Origin of the sequence: Streptomyces virginiae, from assembly GCF_000720455.1 — a bacterium.
In the GTDB taxonomy this organism is placed as follows: domain Bacteria; phylum Actinomycetota; class Actinomycetes; order Streptomycetales; family Streptomycetaceae; genus Streptomyces; species Streptomyces virginiae.
The window spans coordinates 468,366-487,370 of record NZ_JOAK01000005.1 but is presented as its reverse complement, the minus strand read 5'-3'; the positions used below and the strand labels follow the sequence as shown (position 1 = coordinate 487,370).

The following is a 19,005-nucleotide window of genomic DNA, read 5'->3' as shown; positions in this document are numbered from 1 at the left end:
AGCTGGAGGGGACGGTCGCGTGAGCGAAATACCTGCGCAGGCACATCAGGCCGACGTGCCTCGGGAGACATGGCACGACGCCCTGTGGCACAGCAGTCCGCCTGGCTCGATATATGACTACATAAAGGTCGCATCATTCTCGATCGGGCCCGACGGGTACATCGACCAGTGGAGCCTGCGCGCCGAGGAACTCTTCGGGCTGACGGCCGCCCAGACGGTGGGGCGTGACCCGGTCGACGCCTTCATGCCGCCCGAACTGCGCCCCGACGCCCACCGCAAGGTCGCCGAGATCCTCGACGGCAAGGAGTGGACGGGCCTGATCCCCTTCCGGATCCCCGGCGGCAACGGTGCGCACGGCGTGGCCGAGATCTATGTGATGCCCACCCAGACCGAGACCGCGGAACGGGCCGCCCTCTGCGTCGTCGTCGACGTACGCGCGCTGCGCCGCATCGAATCCGACCTCGCCGCTTCACAGGCCATATTCGGCCAATCTCCCTTCGGCTTCCTGCTCTTCGGCACGGACCTCACCGTGCAGCGGGCCAACCGCCGCTTCGCCACCGTCTTCGGCGGCAACGCGGAAGAGCACCGCGGCCGCACCGTGCACGACTACCTGCCGCCGCACGAGGCCGACCGGATGGCGGAGGCCCTGCGCCGGGTGCTGGACACCGGCGACGCCGTCACCGACCTGCGGATCACCGGAGCCACCCCCCGCAGCCGCGAGAACCGCCACTGGTCCATCAACCTCTACCGCGTGCACGGCGGCAGCGGCCGCCCCATCGGCGTCGCCGGCATCGGCACGGACGTCACCCGCCGCCACCTCGCCGCCCGCGAGGCCGCCGGAGTACGGCGCAATCTCGCCCTGCTCAACGAGGCCGGGCACCGCATCGGGAACTCCCTCGACCTGGAGACCACCGCCCGGGAACTCCTCGACGTCACCGTTCCGGGCTTCTGCGACCTCGCCGCCGTCGACCTCTACCAGGGGCTGTTGCTCGGCGACGACGACCGGCCCGCGCGGCCCCAGGGGCCGGGCGTGCCCAGCCTGCCCGGCCAGGGCCCGGCCCGCACGCCCTCCGCTGCGCTGCGCCGGGTGGCCTTCTCCTCCGCCGTCTCCGACGCGCCGCTGTCCGGCCCCGGCGCCCTCGTCGCCGTCGGCGACATCCACCGCTATCCCGCCGCCTCACCGGGCGCGCTCGCCCTGCGCACGGCGCGGCCGCGGCTGATCGAGGGAGGCGGCCCGGAAGACCTCGTGCAGTCCACCCTGGTGGTGCCGATGGTCGCCCACGACACGGTGGTCGGACTCGCGCAGTTCTCCCGCACGAAGGGCAGCGAGCCCTTCGGCGAACGGGACCGGGCGGTGGCCGTGGAACTCGCCGCCCGGGCCGCCGTCTGCATCGACAACGCACGGCTGTACCGGCGCGAGCACGAACGGGCGCTGATACTGCAACGCAGCCTGCTGCCCCCCGGCGACCCGGAGGCGGCCGGCCTGGACATCGCCTGCCGCTACCTGCCGGGCAACGCGGCCACGGAGGTCGGCGGCGACTGGTTCGACGTCATCGAACTGCCCGGGCACCGCACGGCGCTGGTCGTCGGCGACGTCATGGGCCGGGGCCTGCGGGCCGCCGTCGCCATGGGCGAACTGCGCACCGCCGTACGGACCCTGGCCCTGCTGGACCTCGAACCGGCGGAGGTGCTGACCGCGCTCGACGAGATCGCGCGCGGGCTCGGCGCACCCGGAGGCTCCCAGCAGGCCTCCCGCGCGGCACTGCACTCGCGGGACTCCGACCGCTCGGAGGTGTACCTCGCCACCTGCGTGTACGCGGTCTACGACCCGGTGACGCGGCGCTGCACCATCGCCAACGCCGGTCACATGCCGCCGGTCCTGGTGTCGCCCAACCACACCGGGCCGGGCGAGGACCGCGAGCCGATGCCCGCCCTGCTGCTGGAAGTGCCGCCCGGGCTGCCGCTCGGGGTGGGCGGGGAGCCGTTCGAGGAGGTCGAGGTCGAGCTGCCCGAGGGCGCCCTGCTCGCCCTGTACACCGACGGACTCGTGGAGTCCCGCGACCATCCGCTGGAGGAGGGCCTGCGCGGCCTGCGCGCCGCGCTCGCCGACCCCGTCCGCCCCCTGGAGGACGTCTGCGACCACGTGCTGAACACCCTGGACACCCGGCACGGCGAGGACGACATCGCCCTGCTGATGGCCCGGGTGCAGGGGCTGCCCCTCGACGCGGTCGGGGACTGGCAGCTGCCGCGCGAGCCCCGGTCGGTGGGCCGGGCGCGGGAACTGGCCCGGGCGAAGCTGCCGGCCTGGGGTCTTGAGGGCCTGCTGGACACCACCGAGCTGCTGGTCAGCGAACTCGTCACCAACGCCCTGCGCTACGGAGAGGGCGAGATCCGGCTCAGGCTGCTGCTGGACCGGACGCTGGTGTGCGAGGTGTGGGACGCGAACCTGGTCCAGCCGCGCCGCCGGCGCGCCCGCGACACCGACGAGGGCGGCCGGGGCCTCCAGCTGGTGGGCATGCTGTCCGCCGGGTGGGGCACCCGGCGGACCCACCGCGGCAAGACGGTGTGGTTCGAACTCCCCCTCCCCGGCGCGGCGGAGGAGGCCGTCTCGGAACTCTCGGCGGAGCAGCTGCTGAACATGTACGGCTGACACCGGGCGCGGCCGCCGCGTCGCCGCCCGCCTCCGGAAAACCTGCACCCGCAGGGGCCCGGGGGCGGGCGGACCCGTCCCGGTAAAACGGTTGGTGGCAGGGCGTCCCGTCCGGCATCGTGCCCGGGGATGACGTACCGAACCCCCTCATACGCGCCGCCCGACTCCCTCCGGGGACTCCTGCAACGAGGCCGCGGGCTCGGCCACCTCCGCGCCCTCGACGATCCCGCCGCGGCCGCTCCGCACGTGTACGACTGCATCCGGCAGGAATGGCGCTGGGACAGGCAGTGCGACGCGCGCGCCCGCTACCACGCCCGGCTGTTCCGCGACCTCGGCCTTCCGATCGGGCCGCTCCTCGACCAGCTGGCCGGCGACGAGGAATCGGTGTGGCGCGCGAGTGGCGTACTGGAACTGCTCGCCCTGGCCGGGGACGGCGAGGCCGCGGAAGGCCTGCGCGACTACGTCCGCCACGGCGAACACTGGGTCGACGTACTGGAGTCCATCGCCTCCGAATGGCCCCGGGCCTGGTGGGAAGGGCTGCGCGAGGTGGCCCTCGAACGGATCACCGGTGAAGAGGAAGGACCCGGGGCCGGGGAACCCTGGGAGCACTTCGGCGTCACGCGGGACCCCGCGACACGGCAGGCGCCGCAGCCGGACCCGGACCGCGAGCGGCTCAGGACGGACGCCCTCCTCGCCCTGATCGCCGAACCCGCTACCACCGCGGTCGACAAGGTGGGCGTGCTGCGGCTCCTGGCCCGGCGCGGCCCCCAGCCCGGACTGGTTCCCCTCGTGCCGCTGCTCGGCCTCCCCGGCGCCGACCGGCCGCTGCCCGGGGTCCGTGCAGCCCTGCGGCGGCTCGGAGTACGGGCGGTGCCCGAAGCCCGGGCCTGGGCCCGGGACGAACGGCCGTGGCTGGCCGCCCTCGGCCGTGAGGTGCTGGACGACCACCCCGGCCCCGAGGCCCTGCCCGGGCTGCTGCGGGAACTCGCCGACCTCCGGCACCAGGAGGAATGGTGCGGCCCCGACGCCACCGCACGGCGCCTGGCCCACATCGGGCCGCCGGCCGCCGACGCGGTCCCGCCGCTGCGCGCCCTCCTGCGGGAGACGCCGCACAGCTACGAGCGGGCCGACTACCTGCGGGCGATCGCCGCCATCGACCCGGGCGCTGCCGAGGACCTGTACGAGGAGTGCCTCTGGGACTGCGAGGAGCGGACCCTCCTGATCGCCGTCGCCGCCGCGCCCGCCACCGACCCGGAGGTCCGGGCACGGGTCGTCGCGCTGCGCGACGACCCGCTGGAGGACCCCGATGTCAGGGCGGCCGCGGCGGAACGCGCCGAAGGGTTCGCGGACACGACCTAGGCGGCCCGGCCCTGCTTGAGGGCGGCCAGGCGGGCCTCGATCTCCGAGGCCTTGCCGAGGTCCTCCAGGGACTCGAACTGGGCGTCCAGGGAGGACGCGGCCAGCTCCTGCTTGCCCAGGGCCATCGCCTCCTCCCGCCGCACCTTCTCCTCGAAGCGGCCCAGGTCGCTCGTCGGGTCCATGACGTCGATGTTCTTCACCGCGTCCAGCATCGTGTTCTGCGCCTGCGCGGTGCGGGCCCGGGCCACCAGCTCGTCCCGCTTCGCCTGGAGCTCCGTGAGCTTGTTCCGCATCGACTCCAGGCCCGACTTGAGCTTGTCGACGACGACCGTCTGCGCGGCGATCGTCGGCTCGGCCGTCGTCGCCTCCTTCTCCGACTGCAGCTGCCGCCCCAGCGCCACCTTCGCCAGGTTGTCGAACCGGTCGGCCTCAGCCGTCGCCCCCGACGCCCTCAGCTCGTCCGCCTTCCGGCTCGCGGCCAGGGCCTTGGAGCCCCACTCGGCGGCCGCGTCCACGTCCTCCTTGTGGTCCGCCTCCAGCATCCGCAGGTTGCCGATCGTCGTCGCGACCGCCTGGTCCGCCTCCGAGATGTTGTTGCTGTAGTCCCGGATCAGCTGGTCCAGCATCTTCTGCGGGTCCTCCGCCTGGTCCAGCAGTGCGTTGATGTTGGCCTTGGCGAGCTGGGTGACCCTGCCGAGGATCGTCTGCTTGCTCATGATGCGCCTCTCCTGGTGAGGGATGGTCTGTCCGGTACGGACCGCGCCCCGGGCGGTTCAGAAGCGGCCGCCGCCGCCCATGCGGCCCCGGGTGCCGCCGCCGCCGAAGGATCCCGGGCCGCTGCCCCCGCCGCCGCCGAAACCGCCGAAGCCCCCACCGCCCCTGCCGCCACCCGCGAAGCCGCCCCGCAGGATCTCGCCGAGGATGATCCCGCCCAGTACGGCGCCGCCCTGCCCGCCGCCGCGCCGGCCCGCGTACGGGTCCTGGTACGCCCGCACGTCCTGCTCCGCCAGCTGCTGCGCCTGCCGGGCGAGCGCGTCCGCCTGCTGGGCCTCCGCCAGCGCCGCCGGCGGATCGCCCGCCGCCAGCGCCCCCGCCCGATCCAGCCGCCGGCCCGCCTCCGCGAGCCGTGTGCGGGCCTGGCTGCCCACCGCGCCCCGGGTGGTGGTGATGTAGTCCGTCGCCGCGCCGATCGCACTGCGCGCCGACAGCATGGCCTGGTCGAGGAGGGCCGAAGCCCGCTGCCGGCCCGACTCCCGCTCCCGGGCCCCGGCCAGGGCCTCGTCCAGGGCCGCGTCGGCCTCCTCCACCCGGCGCAGGGCGTCGATCGGGTCGTACCGGCCGGCCGCCTCCTCCCGCCGCACGTCGGCCAGCACCGACTCGGCCCGGCCGATGCGCCCGCGCAGGTCCGCCGTCGAGGTGCCCTCCGCGGTACCGGTCAGTAGCCCGCGGGCGTCCGCGAGGTCGGTCTCCGTCTCGGTCAGAGCGCCGGGCAGCTTCCCGGCCGCCTCCGCCAGCTCCTGCGCCCGCCGCTCGACCGCGTCCATCAAGGTCGCCGCCTGGTCCACCGCGGCCTCGGCGGACCGTACGTGCACGGCCGCCGTGCCGTTCTCGCCGGCGTCGACCGCCGCGTGGCCCAGGCCCAGGTTGGTCGCCGCGAACAGCAGCCGGTCCTTGGCCTGTTCGGGATTGGAGGAGACCGGTGCGGCGGCGGAGTCCGCGTACCGCCGGGTCAGCGCGGTCAGCGTCGCCTCGGCGGTGGTGGTGCGTCCGGTCAGCTCCAGGTAGCGCCCCTCCACCGCCGCCAGGGCCTGGGGGGCGTTCTTCTCCAGGTCCCGCAGCCGGTCGAAGTCCGCCGCCTGGGCGTCGAGCCGCCCGTTCGCCCCGGTGCAGCGGGCCACGATCTCGTCCAGCATCCGGCGCCGGGTCGCGTCGTCCTCCGGGTAGGCGTCGTCGAGCTGCTGGCGCAGTCGGAAGGCGAGCGTCAGCTCGCCCTTGGCGTACTCCACGGCCGCCGTGAAGGGGGCCGCCGCCTCCTCGCCGAACTCCGCGATGGCGAAACCCAGTTCCTCGGTGCTGGTGCGGACCGCGTCGTCGGTCTCCACCAGCAGGGACTTCGCCCGGCCGTCCAGTTCGGGCAGCGGGAGGCGGTCCGGTGCCCCTTCGGGCCAGCCCGGCCCGGTCGTCGTCCCGCGGCCGCCGGCCGCGGTGTCCCCGCGCCTGCGGCGCCGGTACGCGTACACGCCGAGCGCCCCGGCCGCGCCCACCGCGATCACCGGGAGCACGAAGTCGCCGGCGCCGGCGCCGTCGCTGTCGCCGCCGGGGTCGGGCGGGCCGGGCGTGATGGTCGGTGCCGGTACGGGCTGTCCGCCGAGGACCGCGTTGTAGCCGTTCGCCGCGCCGATCGCCGCGCCCGCCCAGTCGTTCTGCCGCAGCGCCGGCTCGATGGCGGTACGCGCCACCTCCGCCAGCTGCGCCTCCGTGAAACCGGAGTCGACATCGGCCGAATAGGCGTACTGGCGGGCCCCGGTGGCCACCGCCAGCAGGACGTCGTCCCGGCCGAGGCCGTTGCGCTGCGCGGTGGCGTCGGCCCAGCTCTGGGCGGAGCGCCCGGAGAAGTCCCGCACGTACGCCACGAAGAGCTGGATCTTTCGGTCGGCGTACAGCTCGTCGAGAGCGGCGGTGACGGCGGGCTTGCGGTCGCCGAGCGCGCCCACGAGGTCGGTGATCTGCCCTTGCTGCGACAGGGCGACGGGGTCCTCGGCCCGCGCGCCCGGCGCCTCCACGACGCCCCAGCCGCCGAGCGCCAGCAGTCCGGCGGCCAGGGCGAGCCCGGCCCGTGCGAGTGCTCTGCGGCGCGGCGCGGTTCTCGGCGGGATCACATTTGGGAGGGTATGAGCGGTTCCCGGTGCCCGCATCCGGAGCAACGCGCGGCACCCCGGGACCCCGGGGTCCTCGCGCGGAGGACCCCGGCCGTCGTCCCTCAGCCCTTCCGGCGTCCGATCTTGCTGCCCAGCCAGACCAGCGGGTCGTACTTGCGGTCCACCGCCCGCTCCTTCAGCGGGATCAGGGCGTTGTCGGTGATCTTGATGCCCTCGGGGCAGACCTCCGTGCAGCACTTGGTGATGTTGCAGTAGCCGAGCCCGTGCTCCTCCTGCGCGGTCCGCTTGCGGTCGAGCCCCGCGTCCGAGGCCGCGTCCAGGGGGTGCATGTCCAGCTCCGCCACCCGCATCAGGAAGCGCGGACCGGCGAAGGCGCCCTTGTTCTCCTCGTGGTCACGCACCACGTGGCAGGTGTCCTGGCACAGGAAGCACTCGATGCACTTCCTGAACTCCTGCGAGCGCTCCACGTCGATCTGCTGCATCCGGTACGCGCCCGGGGCCACCCCCTCCGGCGGCACGAAGGCGGGGACCTCCCGTGCCTTCTGGTAGTTGAAGGACACGTCCGTGACCAGGTCCCGGACGACGGGGAAGGCGCGCAGCGGGGTGATCGTGATCGTCTCGGTCCGCTCGAAGGTCGACATGCGCGTCATGCACATCAGCCGGGGCCGTCCGTTGACCTCCGCGCTGCACGAGCCGCACTTGCCCGCCTTGCAGTTCCACCGCACCGCCAGGTCCGAGGCCTGGGTGGCCTGGAGCCGGTGGACGATGTCCAGGACCACCTCGCCGTCGTGCACCTCGACGGTGAAGTCCCGCAGTTCCCCGCCCTCCGCGTCGCCCCGCCAGACCCGGAAGCTCGCGTCGTACGTGCTCATTCGTACAGCTCCTCTTCGGCGAGGTACTTGACCAGCTCTTCCTTTTCGAACAGTGCGAGCAGGTCGGGGCGGATGGGTTCGGTGCGGGTCCGGACCAGTTCGATCCGGTCGGCCGCCGGGTCCGCCGGTACGGGGTCCACCGGCCGGCACAGCAGGTTCACCGGGCGCCAGGTCCGCTCCATCGCCGGGCAGTCCTCGCGGGTGTGCCCGCCCCGGCTCTCGGTGCGCTCCAGGGCCGCGCGGGCCACGCACTCGCTGACCAGCAGCATGTTCCGCAGGTCCAGGGCGAGGTGCCAGCCCGGGTTGAACTGCCGGTGGCCCTCGACGCCGGCCCGGGCGGCCCGTACGCGCAGGGCGGCGAGCCGCTCCAGGGCCTCGGCCATCTCGCCCTCCCGGCGGATGATGCCGACGAGGTCGTTCATGGTCGTCTGGAGTTCCTGGTGCAGGGTGTACGGGTTCTCCGCGCCCTCGGCGGCGTGGAACGGGGCCAGCGCCTCCGCGGCCGCCGCGTCGATCTCCGCCTGGGACACGGCCGGGCGTCCGGTGGGGGAGGCGCCCCGCGCGGCGTACTCGGCGGCGTGCAGCCCGGCCCGCCGCCCGAAGACCAGCAGGTCGGAGAGGGAGTTCCCGCCGAGCCGGTTCGAGCCGTGCATCCCGCCGGCGACCTCGCCCGCCGCGAACAGCCCCGGCACGCCGACGGTGGCCGCGGTCTCGGAGTCGACCGCGATCCCGCCCATCACGTAGTGGCAGGTGGGCCCGACCTCCATCGGCTCCGCCGTGATGTCGACGTCCGCCAGCTCCTTGAACTGGTGGTACATGGAGGGCAGCCGCCGCTTGATCTTCTCGGCCGGCATCCGCGTGGACACGTCGAGGAAGACCCCGCCGTGCGGGGAGCCGCGGCCGGCCTTCACCTCGGAGTTGATCGCCCGGGCCACTTCGTCACGGGGCAGCAGCTCGGGCGGGCGCCGGTTGTGGTCCGGGTCCTCGTACCAGCGGTCGCCCTCCTCCTCCGACTCCGCGTACTTCTCCTTGAAGACGTCGGGGACGTAGTCGAACATGAACCGCTTGCCCTCGGAGTTGCGCAGCACCCCGCCGTCGCCGCGCACGGACTCGGTGACGAGGATCCCCTTCACCGACGGCGGCCAGACCATGCCGGTCGGGTGGAACTGCACGAACTCCATGTTGAGCAGCGGCGCGCCCGCGAGCAGGGCCAGGGCGTGGCCGTCGCCGGTGTACTCCCAGGAGTTGGAGGTGGTCTTGAAGGACTTGCCGATCCCGCCCGTGGCCAGCACCACCGCCGGGGCCTCCAGGACGAAGAACCGGCCGGACTCGCGCTCGTAGCAGAAGGTCCCCGAGACCCTCTGCCCCTCCTTCAGGACCCTCGTGACGGTGCACTCCTGGAAGACCTTGAGCCGGGCCTCGTAGTCCCCGTGTTCCTTGAAGTCCTCCTGCTGCAGGGCGACGATCTTCTGCTGGAGGGTGCGGATCAGCTCCAGGCCGGTGCGGTCGCCGACGTGCGCGAGGCGCGGGTACTCGTGTCCGCCGAAGTTGCGCTGGGAGATCCGCCCGTCGGGGGTGCGGTCGAAGAGCGCGCCCCAGGTCTCCAGCTCCCAGACCCGGTCCGGGGCCTCCTTTGCGTGGAGTTCGGCCATCCGCCACTGGTTGAGGAACTTCCCGCCGCGCATGGTGTCGCGGAAGTGCACCTGCCAGTTGTCGCCGTCGTTGACGTTGCCCATGGAGGCGGCGATCCCGCCCTCCGCCATCACCGTATGGGCCTTGCCGAAGAGGGACTTGCAGATCACGGCCGTACGGGCGCCCCGCTCGCGGGCCTCGATCGCGGCCCGCAGCCCCGCGCCGCCCGCGCCGACGACGACCACGTCCCACTGCTGCCGTTCCACTTGAGCCATCTCAGAAGATCCTCGGGTCGGTGAAGGCGCCGCTGGCCAGCAGGTAGACGTAGAAGTCGCACAGGGCCACGCTGATCAGGGAGGCCCAGGCCAGTTGCATGTGGCGGGAGTTGAGCCGGCTGACCCAGCCCCAGAGCCGGTAGCGCACCGGGTGCTTGGAGAAGTGCTTGAGCCGGCCGCCCATGATGTGGCGGCAGGAGTGGCAGGACAGCGTGTAGGCCCAGATCAGCGCGATGTTGACCAGGAACAGCAGGGTCCCGAGGCCCATGTGGCCCCACGCGTAGTGCTCGTCGCGGAAGGTCAGCACGGTGTCGTAGGTGAGGATGCCCGCGACGGGTACGGCCGCGTAGAAGAAGTACCGGTGCGCGTTCTGCAGGATCAGCGGGAAGCGGGTCTCGCCGGTGTACCTCGTGTGCGGCTCGGCGACGGCGCAGGCGGGCGGGGAGGCCCAGAAGCCGCGGTAGTAGGCCTTGCGGTAGTAGTAGCAGGTCAGTCGGAAGCCGAGCGGGAAGACCAGGATCAGCAGCGCGGGGGACAGGCCCCACCAGCTGCCGAAGAGGTCCCAGTTGGGGCCGCCGCGCATCTCCGCGCAGTTCTCCGCGAGACACGGGGAGTAGAACGGGGAGACGTAGGGGGCCGCGTAGTAGTCGGCGTTCGCGAAGGCCCGCCAGGTCGAGTAGACGATGAAGGCGAGCAGCCCGGCCGCGGTGACGGCGGGGGCGAGCCACCACCGGTCGGTCCGCAGGTGCCGGGCCGCGATCGCGGCCCGCGAGGCGTCGTGGACGCCGCCGGGCCGCTGCTGGGGTCGTTCCGTGCCTGTGGCCAAAGAGGACTCCGGGAGGAGTGATGGGGGGACGCCCCCGCCGGACCCGGCCGCGGGGCGGCCGGGCCTTGCGGGGGTGCGGGGTGGACGGCGTGCGGGTCGCGTACGGGCGGCGTCAGGGCGCGCGGCGGTCGCGGGCGCCCAGGCCCTCGTCGTCGGAGTCCGTCCACAGCGTGCTGTCGTAGGGGGTGTCCGGGACCGTCACCATCCGGGACGGGTCCGGCGCGGCCGACGCGGGCTTCTGGCGCGCGGCCTGCTGCTCCAGCCGCTCGACCTTGCGCGTCAGCTCGTCCAGGTTGCGTCGTACTGCGGTCAGATCGTCGTTCAGGGACATGATTTGCCCTCATTTCCGCCAGGGTGCGGTGGCAACGCTCATGTGCGCCTGCGAGTGTCGCGCCTCGTGTCCCCGGTTGTGAAGGGACGTGCAGCGATTGCGGGCGCGCAGGCGCGAACTGTGCGCCCCTCCCCGCCCCCCATTCTCATCCCTCTCCCGGGGGAACGCCCTCCCGCCCCGCAAGCGGGATTGGTCCGCACGGGTGGGGTTCGCGGCGTGGCGAGAGGCGGCTGCGAAGGGTACGGAGCGCCGTCGATTTCAGTGGAGTCCGGCAACCGGTGTGATCAGCTCCATATACCGCCGAACGTGATCATGCTTCCCCCAAGCCCCGCCCCGGAGGTACCACCCATGTCCCAGAGAAGGCGCAGGTCCTTGGCGCTCCTGACCTCGGGAGTCCTCGCACTGCCGCTGCTCACGGGCTGCGGCGCGGGTGACGACGAGGGCGGCCCGGCCGCCGCAGGACAGGACATCGCCACGACCACCCGCGACAAGGTCGCGGACGGGGGTGTGCTGCGGTGGGCGGTGGACAGCCTTCCGGACACCCTCAACGCCTTCCAGGCCGACGCGGACGCGACCACCAGCAGGATCGCGGGGGCCGTGCTGCCGCAGCTGTTCGTGCTGGACGCCAAGGGGCGGCCCGTGGCCAATCCCGACTACCTGGAGAAGGCCGAGGTCATCGAGCGGGAGCCCAAGCAGGTCGTCCTGTACAAGCTGAACCAGCAGGCCGTGTGGAGCGACGGGCGGGAGATCGGCGCCCCCGACTTCGTGGCCCAGTGGCGGGCCCTGAACGGCAAGGACTCGGCGTACTGGACGGCGCGCAACGCCGGCTACGAGCGGATCGAGAAGATCGAGAAGGGCAAGACCGACCTGGAGGTCAGGGTCACCTTCGCCAAGCCGTACGCGGACTGGCGCTCGCTGTTCTCCCCGCTCTACCCCAAGCAGGTCACCGGCACCCCGGACGCCTTCAACGAGGGCGCCCGCGGCACCCTGAAGGTCACCGCCGGACCCTTCGCCCTCGGGGCGATCGACAAGAAGACGGGCACCGCCGCCCTGACGCGCAATCCGCGCTGGTGGGGCAAGCAGGCCAAGCTGGACACGCTGGTCCTGACGGCGGTGCCGCGCGCCGAGCGCCCGGCGGCACTGGCCGCCGGGAAGGTCGACCTGGCGGAGATCGACCGCTCCGGGGCCGAGCGCATCGCACTGGCCCGCCGGGACGCCGCAGGCAAGGACGCCGCCGGCAAGGGCGGCGCGGGCGCGGGCGGGGCCCCGGCGCACGGCCCGGGCGCCGCGGTGACCCCGGCGCAGGCCACGCTGTCCTGGGCGAACGCCTACGGCACGGACGAGGAGAAGGCGGCGCAGGAGAAGGAGACCCGCACCAAGCACACCGAGGCGGTGAAGCGGTACGCGGACGAGCAGGCGGCCCTGCGGGGCTTCACGGTCCGCAAGTCCCTGGAGCCGGCCTACACGCAGCTGGCGATGAACGGGGCGTCCGGCCCGCTGGCGGACGAACGGGTGCGCCGGGCGGTGGCGCGCGCCCTGGACCGCCAGGCGCTGGCCGACCTCGTACTGAAGCCGCTCGGCCTGCCCGCGAAGCCGGTCGGCAGCCACGTGGCCCTGGCCGGGCAGCAGGCGTACGCCGACAACAGCGACGCCCTCGGCGGCCAGGACGCCAAGGCGGCCCAGGCCCTCCTCGCCGACGCCGGCTGGCGCCGGGGCGGCAAGCTCACCGAGCCGGCCGGGGCCAAGGCCGGACCGGAGAGCGCGCCGCAGGACGACGGCAAGACCCCCGCGGGCCCGGGCACCGGCAACGACGGCCTGTACATCGTGGGCGAGGACGACGGGGCCAACGGCGAAGCCGCCGAAGAGGGCTCCGACACCCGTGCCGCCGACGACGCCGACGACGCCGCCGCGCCCGACGGCGAGCAGGACGGCGTCTCCCCGGTCCTGGCCCCCGCCCCCTTCGGGGCCCAGCAGAAGGCCTCCCTCCTCGCCCAGGCGGCCACGGCCCGCACCGCCGACGACGCCAAGCGCAGCGCGGCCCGGGACGGCGACGCGGCCGACCCCGCCAAGGGGTCCCCGGCCCCGGCCCCCGCCAAGCAGGCCGCCCGCACCTCGGGCAACATGCTCGCCAAGGACGGCAAGGCGCTCACCCTGCGCTTCGTCCTGCCCGCCGGACCCGGCTCGGAGTCCCTGCGCGCCGTCGGTGAGCGGATCTCCCAGACGCTCCGCAAGCTCGGGGTGAACACCGAGACGACCAAGGTGGCCGACGACAGCTTCTTCAAGGACCACATCGCCTCGGGCCAGTACGACCTGGCGCTCTACTCCTGGCCGGCGACGGCCTTCCCCGCCACCGACGCCCGGCCGATCTTCGCCAAGCCGGAGCCGGCGGCGGACGGCTCGCTCCTCGTCGAACAGAACTACACCCGGGTCGGCACCGACCACATCGACCAGCTGTTCGACCAGGCGGTCGGGGAGCTGGACGAGGCGCAGTCCCGCGAGCTGGTGCGCAAGGCCGACGCCCGCATCTGGGCCGCGGCCGGTTCGATCCCGCTCTTCCAGCGCCCCGAGCTGGTGGCGGTCAAGCCCAGCCTGGTCAACGCCGGCGCCTTCGGCCTCGGCGCCCCCCGCTACCAGGACATCGGCTGGAAGAAGGCACCGAAGGCCAAGGAGAAGAAGAAGTAGCCCGGGCGAAGATGTGGTGACAAAGGGGTGCCTGTCAGGTTGACCCGCGGGTCACAAGCTCAGATGTGACTCAAGTCCCTTGCCCGCCGGAACTCCGGCGGGCAAGGTCGTGCATACCCGTTGACCCGCATGTATTCCCGCAGGAACGGCGGCCCGGGCACCCCACCTCACGCTCGGCCGCGCTCATTCCTCCGGCCTCTTGACAGACCCCCCGGCAGGCGGTTCCCGCCACGCGACGTACCATGGGGTAAGGCCGTGGCAGGTTTTCGCCCGGTCGAGGCGCGCGTGCCAGGCCGTACGCGACGCCATCCACGATCCCGGGAGAAGCGCCGAAGTGCCCACGCGCCACGACATCCGTAACGTCGCCATCGTCGCCCACGTCGACCATGGCAAGACGACCATCGTCGATGCCATGCTCAAGCAGGCCGGTGCCTTCGCCGCCCACCAGCAGCTCGACGACCGCATGATGGACTCGAACGACCTGGAGCGTGAGAAGGGCATCACGATCCTCGCCAAGAACACGGCGGTGAAGTATCACCCCAAGGACGGCGGGGCCCCGATCACGATCAACATCATCGACACCCCCGGCCACGCCGACTTCGGTGGCGAGGTCGAGCGCGGTCTGTCGATGGTCGACGCCGTCGTCCTGCTGGTGGACGCCTCCGAGGGTCCGCTGCCCCAGACCCGCTTCGTCCTCCGCAAGGCCCTCCAGCAGCGGAAGCCGGTCATCCTCTGCATCAACAAGACGGACCGTCCGGACTCCCGGATCGACGAGGTCGTCAACGAGACCTACGACCTGTTCCTGGACCTGGACGCCGACGAGGACCAGATCGAGTTCCCGATCGTCTACGCCTGCGGCCGTGACGGCATCGCCTCGCTGACCAAGCCGGAGGACGGCACCGTCCCCGCCGACAGCGAGAACCTGGAGCCGTTCTTCTCCACCATCCTGGAGCACGTCCCGGCCCCGGTGTACGACGAGGAGGCCCCCCTCCAGGCGCACGTCACCAACCTGGACGCCGACAACTTCCTCGGCCGTATCGCGCTGCTGCGCGTCGAGCAGGGCGAGCTGCGCAAGGGCCAGACGGTCGCGTGGATCAAGCGTGACGGCTCGATCTCCAACGTCCGCATCACCGAGCTGATGATGACCGAGGCGCTCACCCGCAAGCCGGCCGAGGTCGCCGGCCCCGGTGACATCTGCGCCGTCGCCGGTATCCCCGAGATCATGATCGGCGAGACCCTGGCCGACCCGGAGAACCCGATCGCGCTGCCGCTGATCACGGTGGACGAGCCGGCCATCTCCATGGTCATCGGCACCAACACCTCCCCGATGGTCGGCCGCGGCGGCTCCGGCAAGGGCGCCGACGCCAAGGCCGCGGTCAAGGACCGCAAGGTCACCGCCCGCCAGGTCAAGGACCGCCTCGACCGCGAGCTGATCGGTAACGTCTCGCTGCGCGTCCTCGACACCGAGCGCCCGGACGCCTGGGAGGTCCAGGGCCGCGGTGAGCTCGCGCTGGCGATCCTCGTCGAGCAGATGCGCCGCGAGGGCTTCGAGCTGACCATCGGCAAGCCGCAGGTCGTCACCCGCGAGGTCGACGGCAAGGTGCACGAGCCGGTCGAGCGCATGACGATCGACGTGCCCGAGGAGCACATGGGTGCGGTCACGCAGCTCATGGGCGTCCGCAAGGGCCGCATGGACAACATGTCGAACCACGGCTCCGGCTGGGTCCGCATGGAGTTCGTCGTTCCGTCCCGTGGCCTGATCGGCTTCCGTACGGAGTTCCTGACCCAGACCCGCGGCACCGGCATCGGCCACTCGATCCACGAGGGCCACGAGCCGTGGTTCGGCCAGCTGGTCACCCGCAACAACGGCTCCCTGGTCGCCGACCGCGCCGGTGCGGTCACCGCGTTCGCGATGACCAACCTCCAGGAGCGCGGTGTCCTGTTCACCGACCCCGGCACCGAGGTGTACGAGGGCATGATCGTCGGCGAGAACTCGCGCGCCGACGACATGGACGTGAACATCACCAAGGAGAAGAAGCTCACCAACATGCGCTCCTCCTCGGCCGACACGTTCGAGGCGATCGTCCCGCCGCGCAAGCTCTCCCTGGAGCAGTCCCTGGAGTTCTGCCGCGACGACGAGTGCGTCGAGGTGACCCCGGAGGCGGTCCGCATCCGCAAGGTCGTCCTGGACCAGAAGGAGCGCTCGCGCACCGCGTCGCGCGCCAAGTCCGCCAAGTAGTAACCGCGTTCGGGCCGCCGGCCCCGGGTTCGCCCGGGCGGCGGCCGTGGCGGTCGTCACCGGCCGCACGCGCGTGGTAAAACAGCAGCCCCTTCCCGCACGGACCCCGTGCAGGAAGGGGCTGTTCGCTTTTGTCAAGCGGATTTTTGCGTTCAGGTGTCCGCATACCGACCGTGACACTCCGGATGATGAGCTAACCGTCCGTTTCGCACGTGTCTGTCTCCTATCCGTTTGTCCGGATTTCGGGTTTCTGCCGCGGATCGATGTTGTGAAAACGAGACCACTTAAGTGTGGTTTACGGCCTGGCGGTCCCTGAGGATGGCTCCATTGAGCTCGGGTCAATGGGTCACGCGATGTGGGGATCGCGCCGACTCACGAGCACACTATGGGCAGGAAACCATTCGCCGTCAGGGGTGTCGGCGAGGTTTTCATGCCCCTCAAGTCGATCAGTGGACTCATGAGGAGGAAACCCATGCGCGGTGCCAAGAGCGCCAAGTGGGTCGTGGGCGCGGTTCTCGTCGCCCTGGCCGCTACCGCCTGTGGCGGCGGTGACGGTGACAGCAAGGACAAGGGCAACACTGCCGGCGGCGGCACGTTCCGCCTGGGCAGCACGGAGCCGGACACCATCGACCCGGGGCGTGCCCACGAGTCCACGGGCATCCTGCTGTCCAACGCCCTGTTCACCGGCCTGTACTCGAACACGCCGGACGGCCTGGCCGAGCCCGCGCTGGCCGAGTCGGCGAGCTCGGACGAGGGCTGCACCACCTGGACCTTCAAGGTCAAGGCCGACACCAAGTTCTCCAACGGCGAGGTCGTCGACGCCGAGGCGTTCGCCCGCGGTTGGGCGCGTTCCGCGCACAAGGCCGCCGCCTCCGACGTGGCGTACCACTTCGCCGGCATCAAGGGTTACGACCAGCTGCAGGACGGCTCGGCCAAGACCTTCTCCGGTGTCACCACCCCGGACGCGCACACCATCAAGGTCGACCTGACCAAGGCCGACTGCGAGTTCGTGCTGAAGACGGCGCACACCGCCTACAGCCCGGTCCCGAAGGCCGCCAAGGTCGGCGAAGAGGACAAGGCGTTCGGCGAGGCCCCCATCGGCAACGGTCCGTTCAAGATGGACGGCAGCTGGGAGCACAACAAGGCCATCAACCTCGTCCGCAACGACGAGTACGGCCTGGAGAAGGCGAAGCTGGACAAGGTCCAGGTCACCCTCCTCAACGACAAGACCGCGCAGCAGCTCGAGTACGACGGCTTCCAGGCCGGCACCTTCGACTACGCGCACATCCCGACGCCGATGCTGAAGACGGCCGAGGCGAAGTACAAGCCGCAGAACAAGTGGTTCGCCAAGGACACCAACGGCATGAACTACGTTCTGCCGATCGGTGACAACGGCCCGACCAACAGCAAGGACGCCCGTCTGGCGATCTCCTACGCGATCGACCGTCAGGCCATCGCCAAGGGTGTCTTCCAGGGCTACCAGACCCCGTCGACGACCATCGTGCCGCCGGCGTTCCCGAAGGCGTACCAGAAGGACCTGTGCACCTCCTGCGTCAAGCAGGACGTCGCCAAGGCCAAGGAGCACGCCGAGAAGGCGGGCCTGAAGCCGGGTACCGAGATCAAGTTCTCCTTCAACACCGGTGCGGGCCACGAAGAGTGGGTCCAGGCCGTCGCGCGTCAGCTCGAGGACGTCCTCGGCCTGAAGGTCAAGCTGGACGGCAAGGACTTCCCGGGTCTGCTCAAGGAGCAGCAGGGTGCCCAGGCCTCCGGCGTCTACCGCTTCGCGTGGGGTGCCGACTACCCGACCCCGGAGAACTTCCTCTTCCCGCTGCTGCACTCGGCCTCGATGAACAAGGACGCCGAGGGCAACGTGGTCGGTGACAACCGCGCCCGTTACAACAACCCCGAGTTCGACAAGCTGGTCGACACGGCTCGCGCCACCAAGGACGAGGCCGCTCGTACCGCGATGTACAAGCAGGCCGAGAAGATGGCCATGGACGACATGGCCCTCATCCCGACCTTCAACCGTTCCCAGTTCCGCCTGATGGCGACCGACAAGTTCAACGGTCTGGACGACATCAACTTCAACGAGGACCCGATCCTCGAGAAGATCTCGCTCAAGAAGTAATCGGTTCGGACGGTATATCCGTCAGGAGCGAACGTGCCGCGGCCCCCGGGTGACCGGTGGGCCGCGGCCCCGCTCGGCAGGCCGTTTTTACTTCGGCACCCCTCACATCCGCGGGCAATCCCCGCAGGCCGAGAGCCGGCCCGTTCCTTGGGCCGGAGGCCGCTGCTCCCAGAAGCGGCCAGGTAGAGAGGCACAAACATGGGAAGGTACGTCGCCCGTCGCCTCGGGCAGATGGTCATAGTCCTCATCGGCGCGACCATGGTTCTGTTCGCTTGTCTGTTCGTTCTCCCCGGTGATCCCGTGGGTTCGATCGCGGGCAGCGACAAGGCACGCGACCCAGCCGTGGTCGCGGAGCTCAAGGCGCGGTACGGGCTCGACAAGTCGCTGCCCGAGCAGTATGTGAACTACGTGTCGAAGGTCGCGACCGGAGACCTCGGCGAGGACTTCATCCAGCGCCGCGAGGTGTCCGAGATCCTCGGCCCCAAGCTGGCGAACACCGCCAAGCTGGCCCTGCTGGCCATCACGCTCGTGACGGTGTTCGGTATGGGCGTGGGCATCATCGCCGCCCTGTACAGATACAGCATCTTGGACATGGCCACGACATTCTTTACGACCATGGCCGTCGGCTTCCCGACGTTCGTGATCGGCATGCTGCTCATGAAGTGGTTCGCGGTCGAGCTCCAGTGGTTCCCGCAGCTCGGCGGCGACAAGCTCGAAGGCATGGTCCTTCCCGCGGTCACCCTCGCCATCACCGACATCGCGTTCGTCGCCCGCCTGACCCGCGGCACGATGCTCGAGGTGCTGCGAGCCGACTACGTGAAGACCGCCGTGGCCAAGGGACTCCCGCGTCGTCGCGTGCTCTTCAAGCACGTGCTCCGCAACTCGTCCATCCCGGTCGTCACTTACCTGGGCATCTCGTTCGGCGCTCTTCTCGGTGGCGCGCTCATCACTGAGGCGATCTTCAACTGGGACGGTGTCGGTCTGGCACTGGTTCAGGCGATCCAGCAGCAGAACAACCCGATCGTGATCGGCGTCGTGACCTACAGCGTCGCCATCTTCGTCGTCCTCAGCCTCATCGTGGACCTGCTGTACGCGGCCCTCGACCCGCGTATCCGCCTCAGCTGACCGCCCC

12 protein-coding genes are annotated in these 19,005 nt (G+C 71.4%); 6 read left to right on the top strand and 6 right to left on the bottom strand.

From position 1 onward, the window contains the following. Positions 1-28 precede the first annotated feature (28 nt). Positions 29-2,650, top strand: a complete 2,622-nt coding sequence (locus IG86_RS0111960; RefSeq protein ID WP_208864256.1) for a SpoIIE family protein phosphatase — start codon at positions 29-31, stop codon at positions 2,648-2,650. A gap of 129 nt (positions 2,651-2,779) precedes the next feature. Then, complete coding sequence (locus tag IG86_RS0111950; protein WP_157854809.1) at positions 2,780-4,009, top strand: hypothetical protein; 1,230 nt, start codon at positions 2,780-2,782, stop codon at positions 4,007-4,009. On the opposite strand, the gene IG86_RS0111945 is transcribed toward IG86_RS0111950, so the two are convergent. The 6 genes from IG86_RS0111945 to IG86_RS0111920 form a co-directional block, all read right to left on the bottom strand. Then, the gene (locus tag IG86_RS0111945) at positions 4,006-4,725 is read right to left on the bottom strand and encodes a PspA/IM30 family protein (protein ID WP_030830827.1); all 720 of its coding nucleotides are present in this window, start codon (positions 4,723-4,725) and stop codon (positions 4,006-4,008) included. The two genes, IG86_RS0111950 and IG86_RS0111945, sit on opposite strands and share 4 nt — an antisense overlap. A gap of 57 nt (positions 4,726-4,782) precedes the next feature. After that, complete coding sequence (locus IG86_RS0111940; protein WP_078905870.1) at positions 4,783-6,924, bottom strand: TPM domain-containing protein; 2,142 nt, start codon at positions 6,922-6,924, stop codon at positions 4,783-4,785. Between the two features lie 65 nt (positions 6,925-6,989). Further along, a complete protein-coding gene (locus IG86_RS0111935; protein ID WP_030830833.1) occupies positions 6,990-7,760 on the bottom strand; it encodes a succinate dehydrogenase/fumarate reductase iron-sulfur subunit in 771 nt (256 codons plus the stop codon). Then, entirely contained in the window at positions 7,757-9,667 is a 1,911-nt protein-coding gene (locus IG86_RS0111930) for a fumarate reductase/succinate dehydrogenase flavoprotein subunit (RefSeq protein WP_030830837.1), read from the bottom strand. The genes IG86_RS0111935 and IG86_RS0111930 overlap by 4 nt, the downstream gene beginning before the upstream one ends. A 1-nt stretch (position 9,668) precedes the next feature. Further along, a complete protein-coding gene (locus IG86_RS0111925; protein WP_030830840.1) occupies positions 9,669-10,493 on the bottom strand; it encodes a hypothetical protein in 825 nt (274 codons plus the stop codon). 112 nt (positions 10,494-10,605) lie between these two features. Beyond that, the gene (locus tag IG86_RS0111920; protein ID WP_030830843.1) at positions 10,606-10,824 is read right to left on the bottom strand and encodes a hypothetical protein; all 219 of its coding nucleotides are present in this window, start codon (positions 10,822-10,824) and stop codon (positions 10,606-10,608) included. Between the two features lie 348 nt (positions 10,825-11,172). On the opposite strand from IG86_RS0111920, the gene IG86_RS0111915 reads away from it, so the two are divergent. From IG86_RS0111915 to IG86_RS0111900, 4 genes are all read left to right on the top strand, one after another. Continuing rightward, entirely contained in the window at positions 11,173-13,506 is a 2,334-nt protein-coding gene (locus IG86_RS0111915) for an ABC transporter family substrate-binding protein (RefSeq protein ID WP_030896662.1), read from the top strand. 334 nt (positions 13,507-13,840) lie between these two features. Continuing rightward, the gene (gene typA / locus IG86_RS0111910; RefSeq protein WP_030664340.1) at positions 13,841-15,745 is read left to right on the top strand and encodes a translational GTPase TypA; all 1,905 of its coding nucleotides are present in this window, start codon (positions 13,841-13,843) and stop codon (positions 15,743-15,745) included. A 472-nt stretch (positions 15,746-16,217) separates the two neighbouring features. Continuing rightward, positions 16,218-17,873, top strand: a complete 1,656-nt coding sequence (locus IG86_RS0111905; RefSeq protein ID WP_234348842.1) for a peptide ABC transporter substrate-binding protein — start codon at positions 16,218-16,220, stop codon at positions 17,871-17,873. A 231-nt stretch (positions 17,874-18,104) separates the two neighbouring features. Further along, positions 18,105-18,998, top strand: coding sequence for an ABC transporter permease (locus IG86_RS0111900; protein WP_234308675.1), 894 nt, complete (start codon positions 18,105-18,107; stop codon positions 18,996-18,998). Positions 18,999-19,005 lie beyond the last annotated feature (7 nt).

Bases quoted from the DNA above. Each gene is read 5' to 3' on its own strand.
- IG86_RS0111950 (WP_157854809.1), top strand. From the start codon at position 2,780: ATGACGTACCGAACCCCCTCATACGCGCCGCCCGACTCCCTCCGGGGA.
- IG86_RS0111945 (WP_030830827.1), bottom strand. From the start codon at position 4,725: ATGAGCAAGCAGACGATCCTCGGCAGGGTCACCCAGCTCGCCAAGGCC.
- IG86_RS0111940 (WP_078905870.1), bottom strand. From the start codon at position 6,924: ATGCGGGCACCGGGAACCGCTCATACCCTCCCAAATGTGATCCCGCCG.
- IG86_RS0111935 (WP_030830833.1), bottom strand. From the start codon at position 7,760: ATGAGCACGTACGACGCGAGCTTCCGGGTCTGGCGGGGCGACGCGGAG.
- IG86_RS0111930 (WP_030830837.1), bottom strand. From the start codon at position 9,667: ATGGCTCAAGTGGAACGGCAGCAGTGGGACGTGGTCGTCGTCGGCGCG.
- IG86_RS0111920 (WP_030830843.1), bottom strand. From the start codon at position 10,824: ATGTCCCTGAACGACGATCTGACCGCAGTACGACGCAACCTGGACGAG.
- IG86_RS0111915 (WP_030896662.1), top strand. From the start codon at position 11,173: ATGTCCCAGAGAAGGCGCAGGTCCTTGGCGCTCCTGACCTCGGGAGTC.
- IG86_RS0111905 (WP_234348842.1), top strand. From the start codon at position 16,218: ATGCGCGGTGCCAAGAGCGCCAAGTGGGTCGTGGGCGCGGTTCTCGTC.
- IG86_RS0111900 (WP_234308675.1), top strand. From the start codon at position 18,105: ATGGTCATAGTCCTCATCGGCGCGACCATGGTTCTGTTCGCTTGTCTG.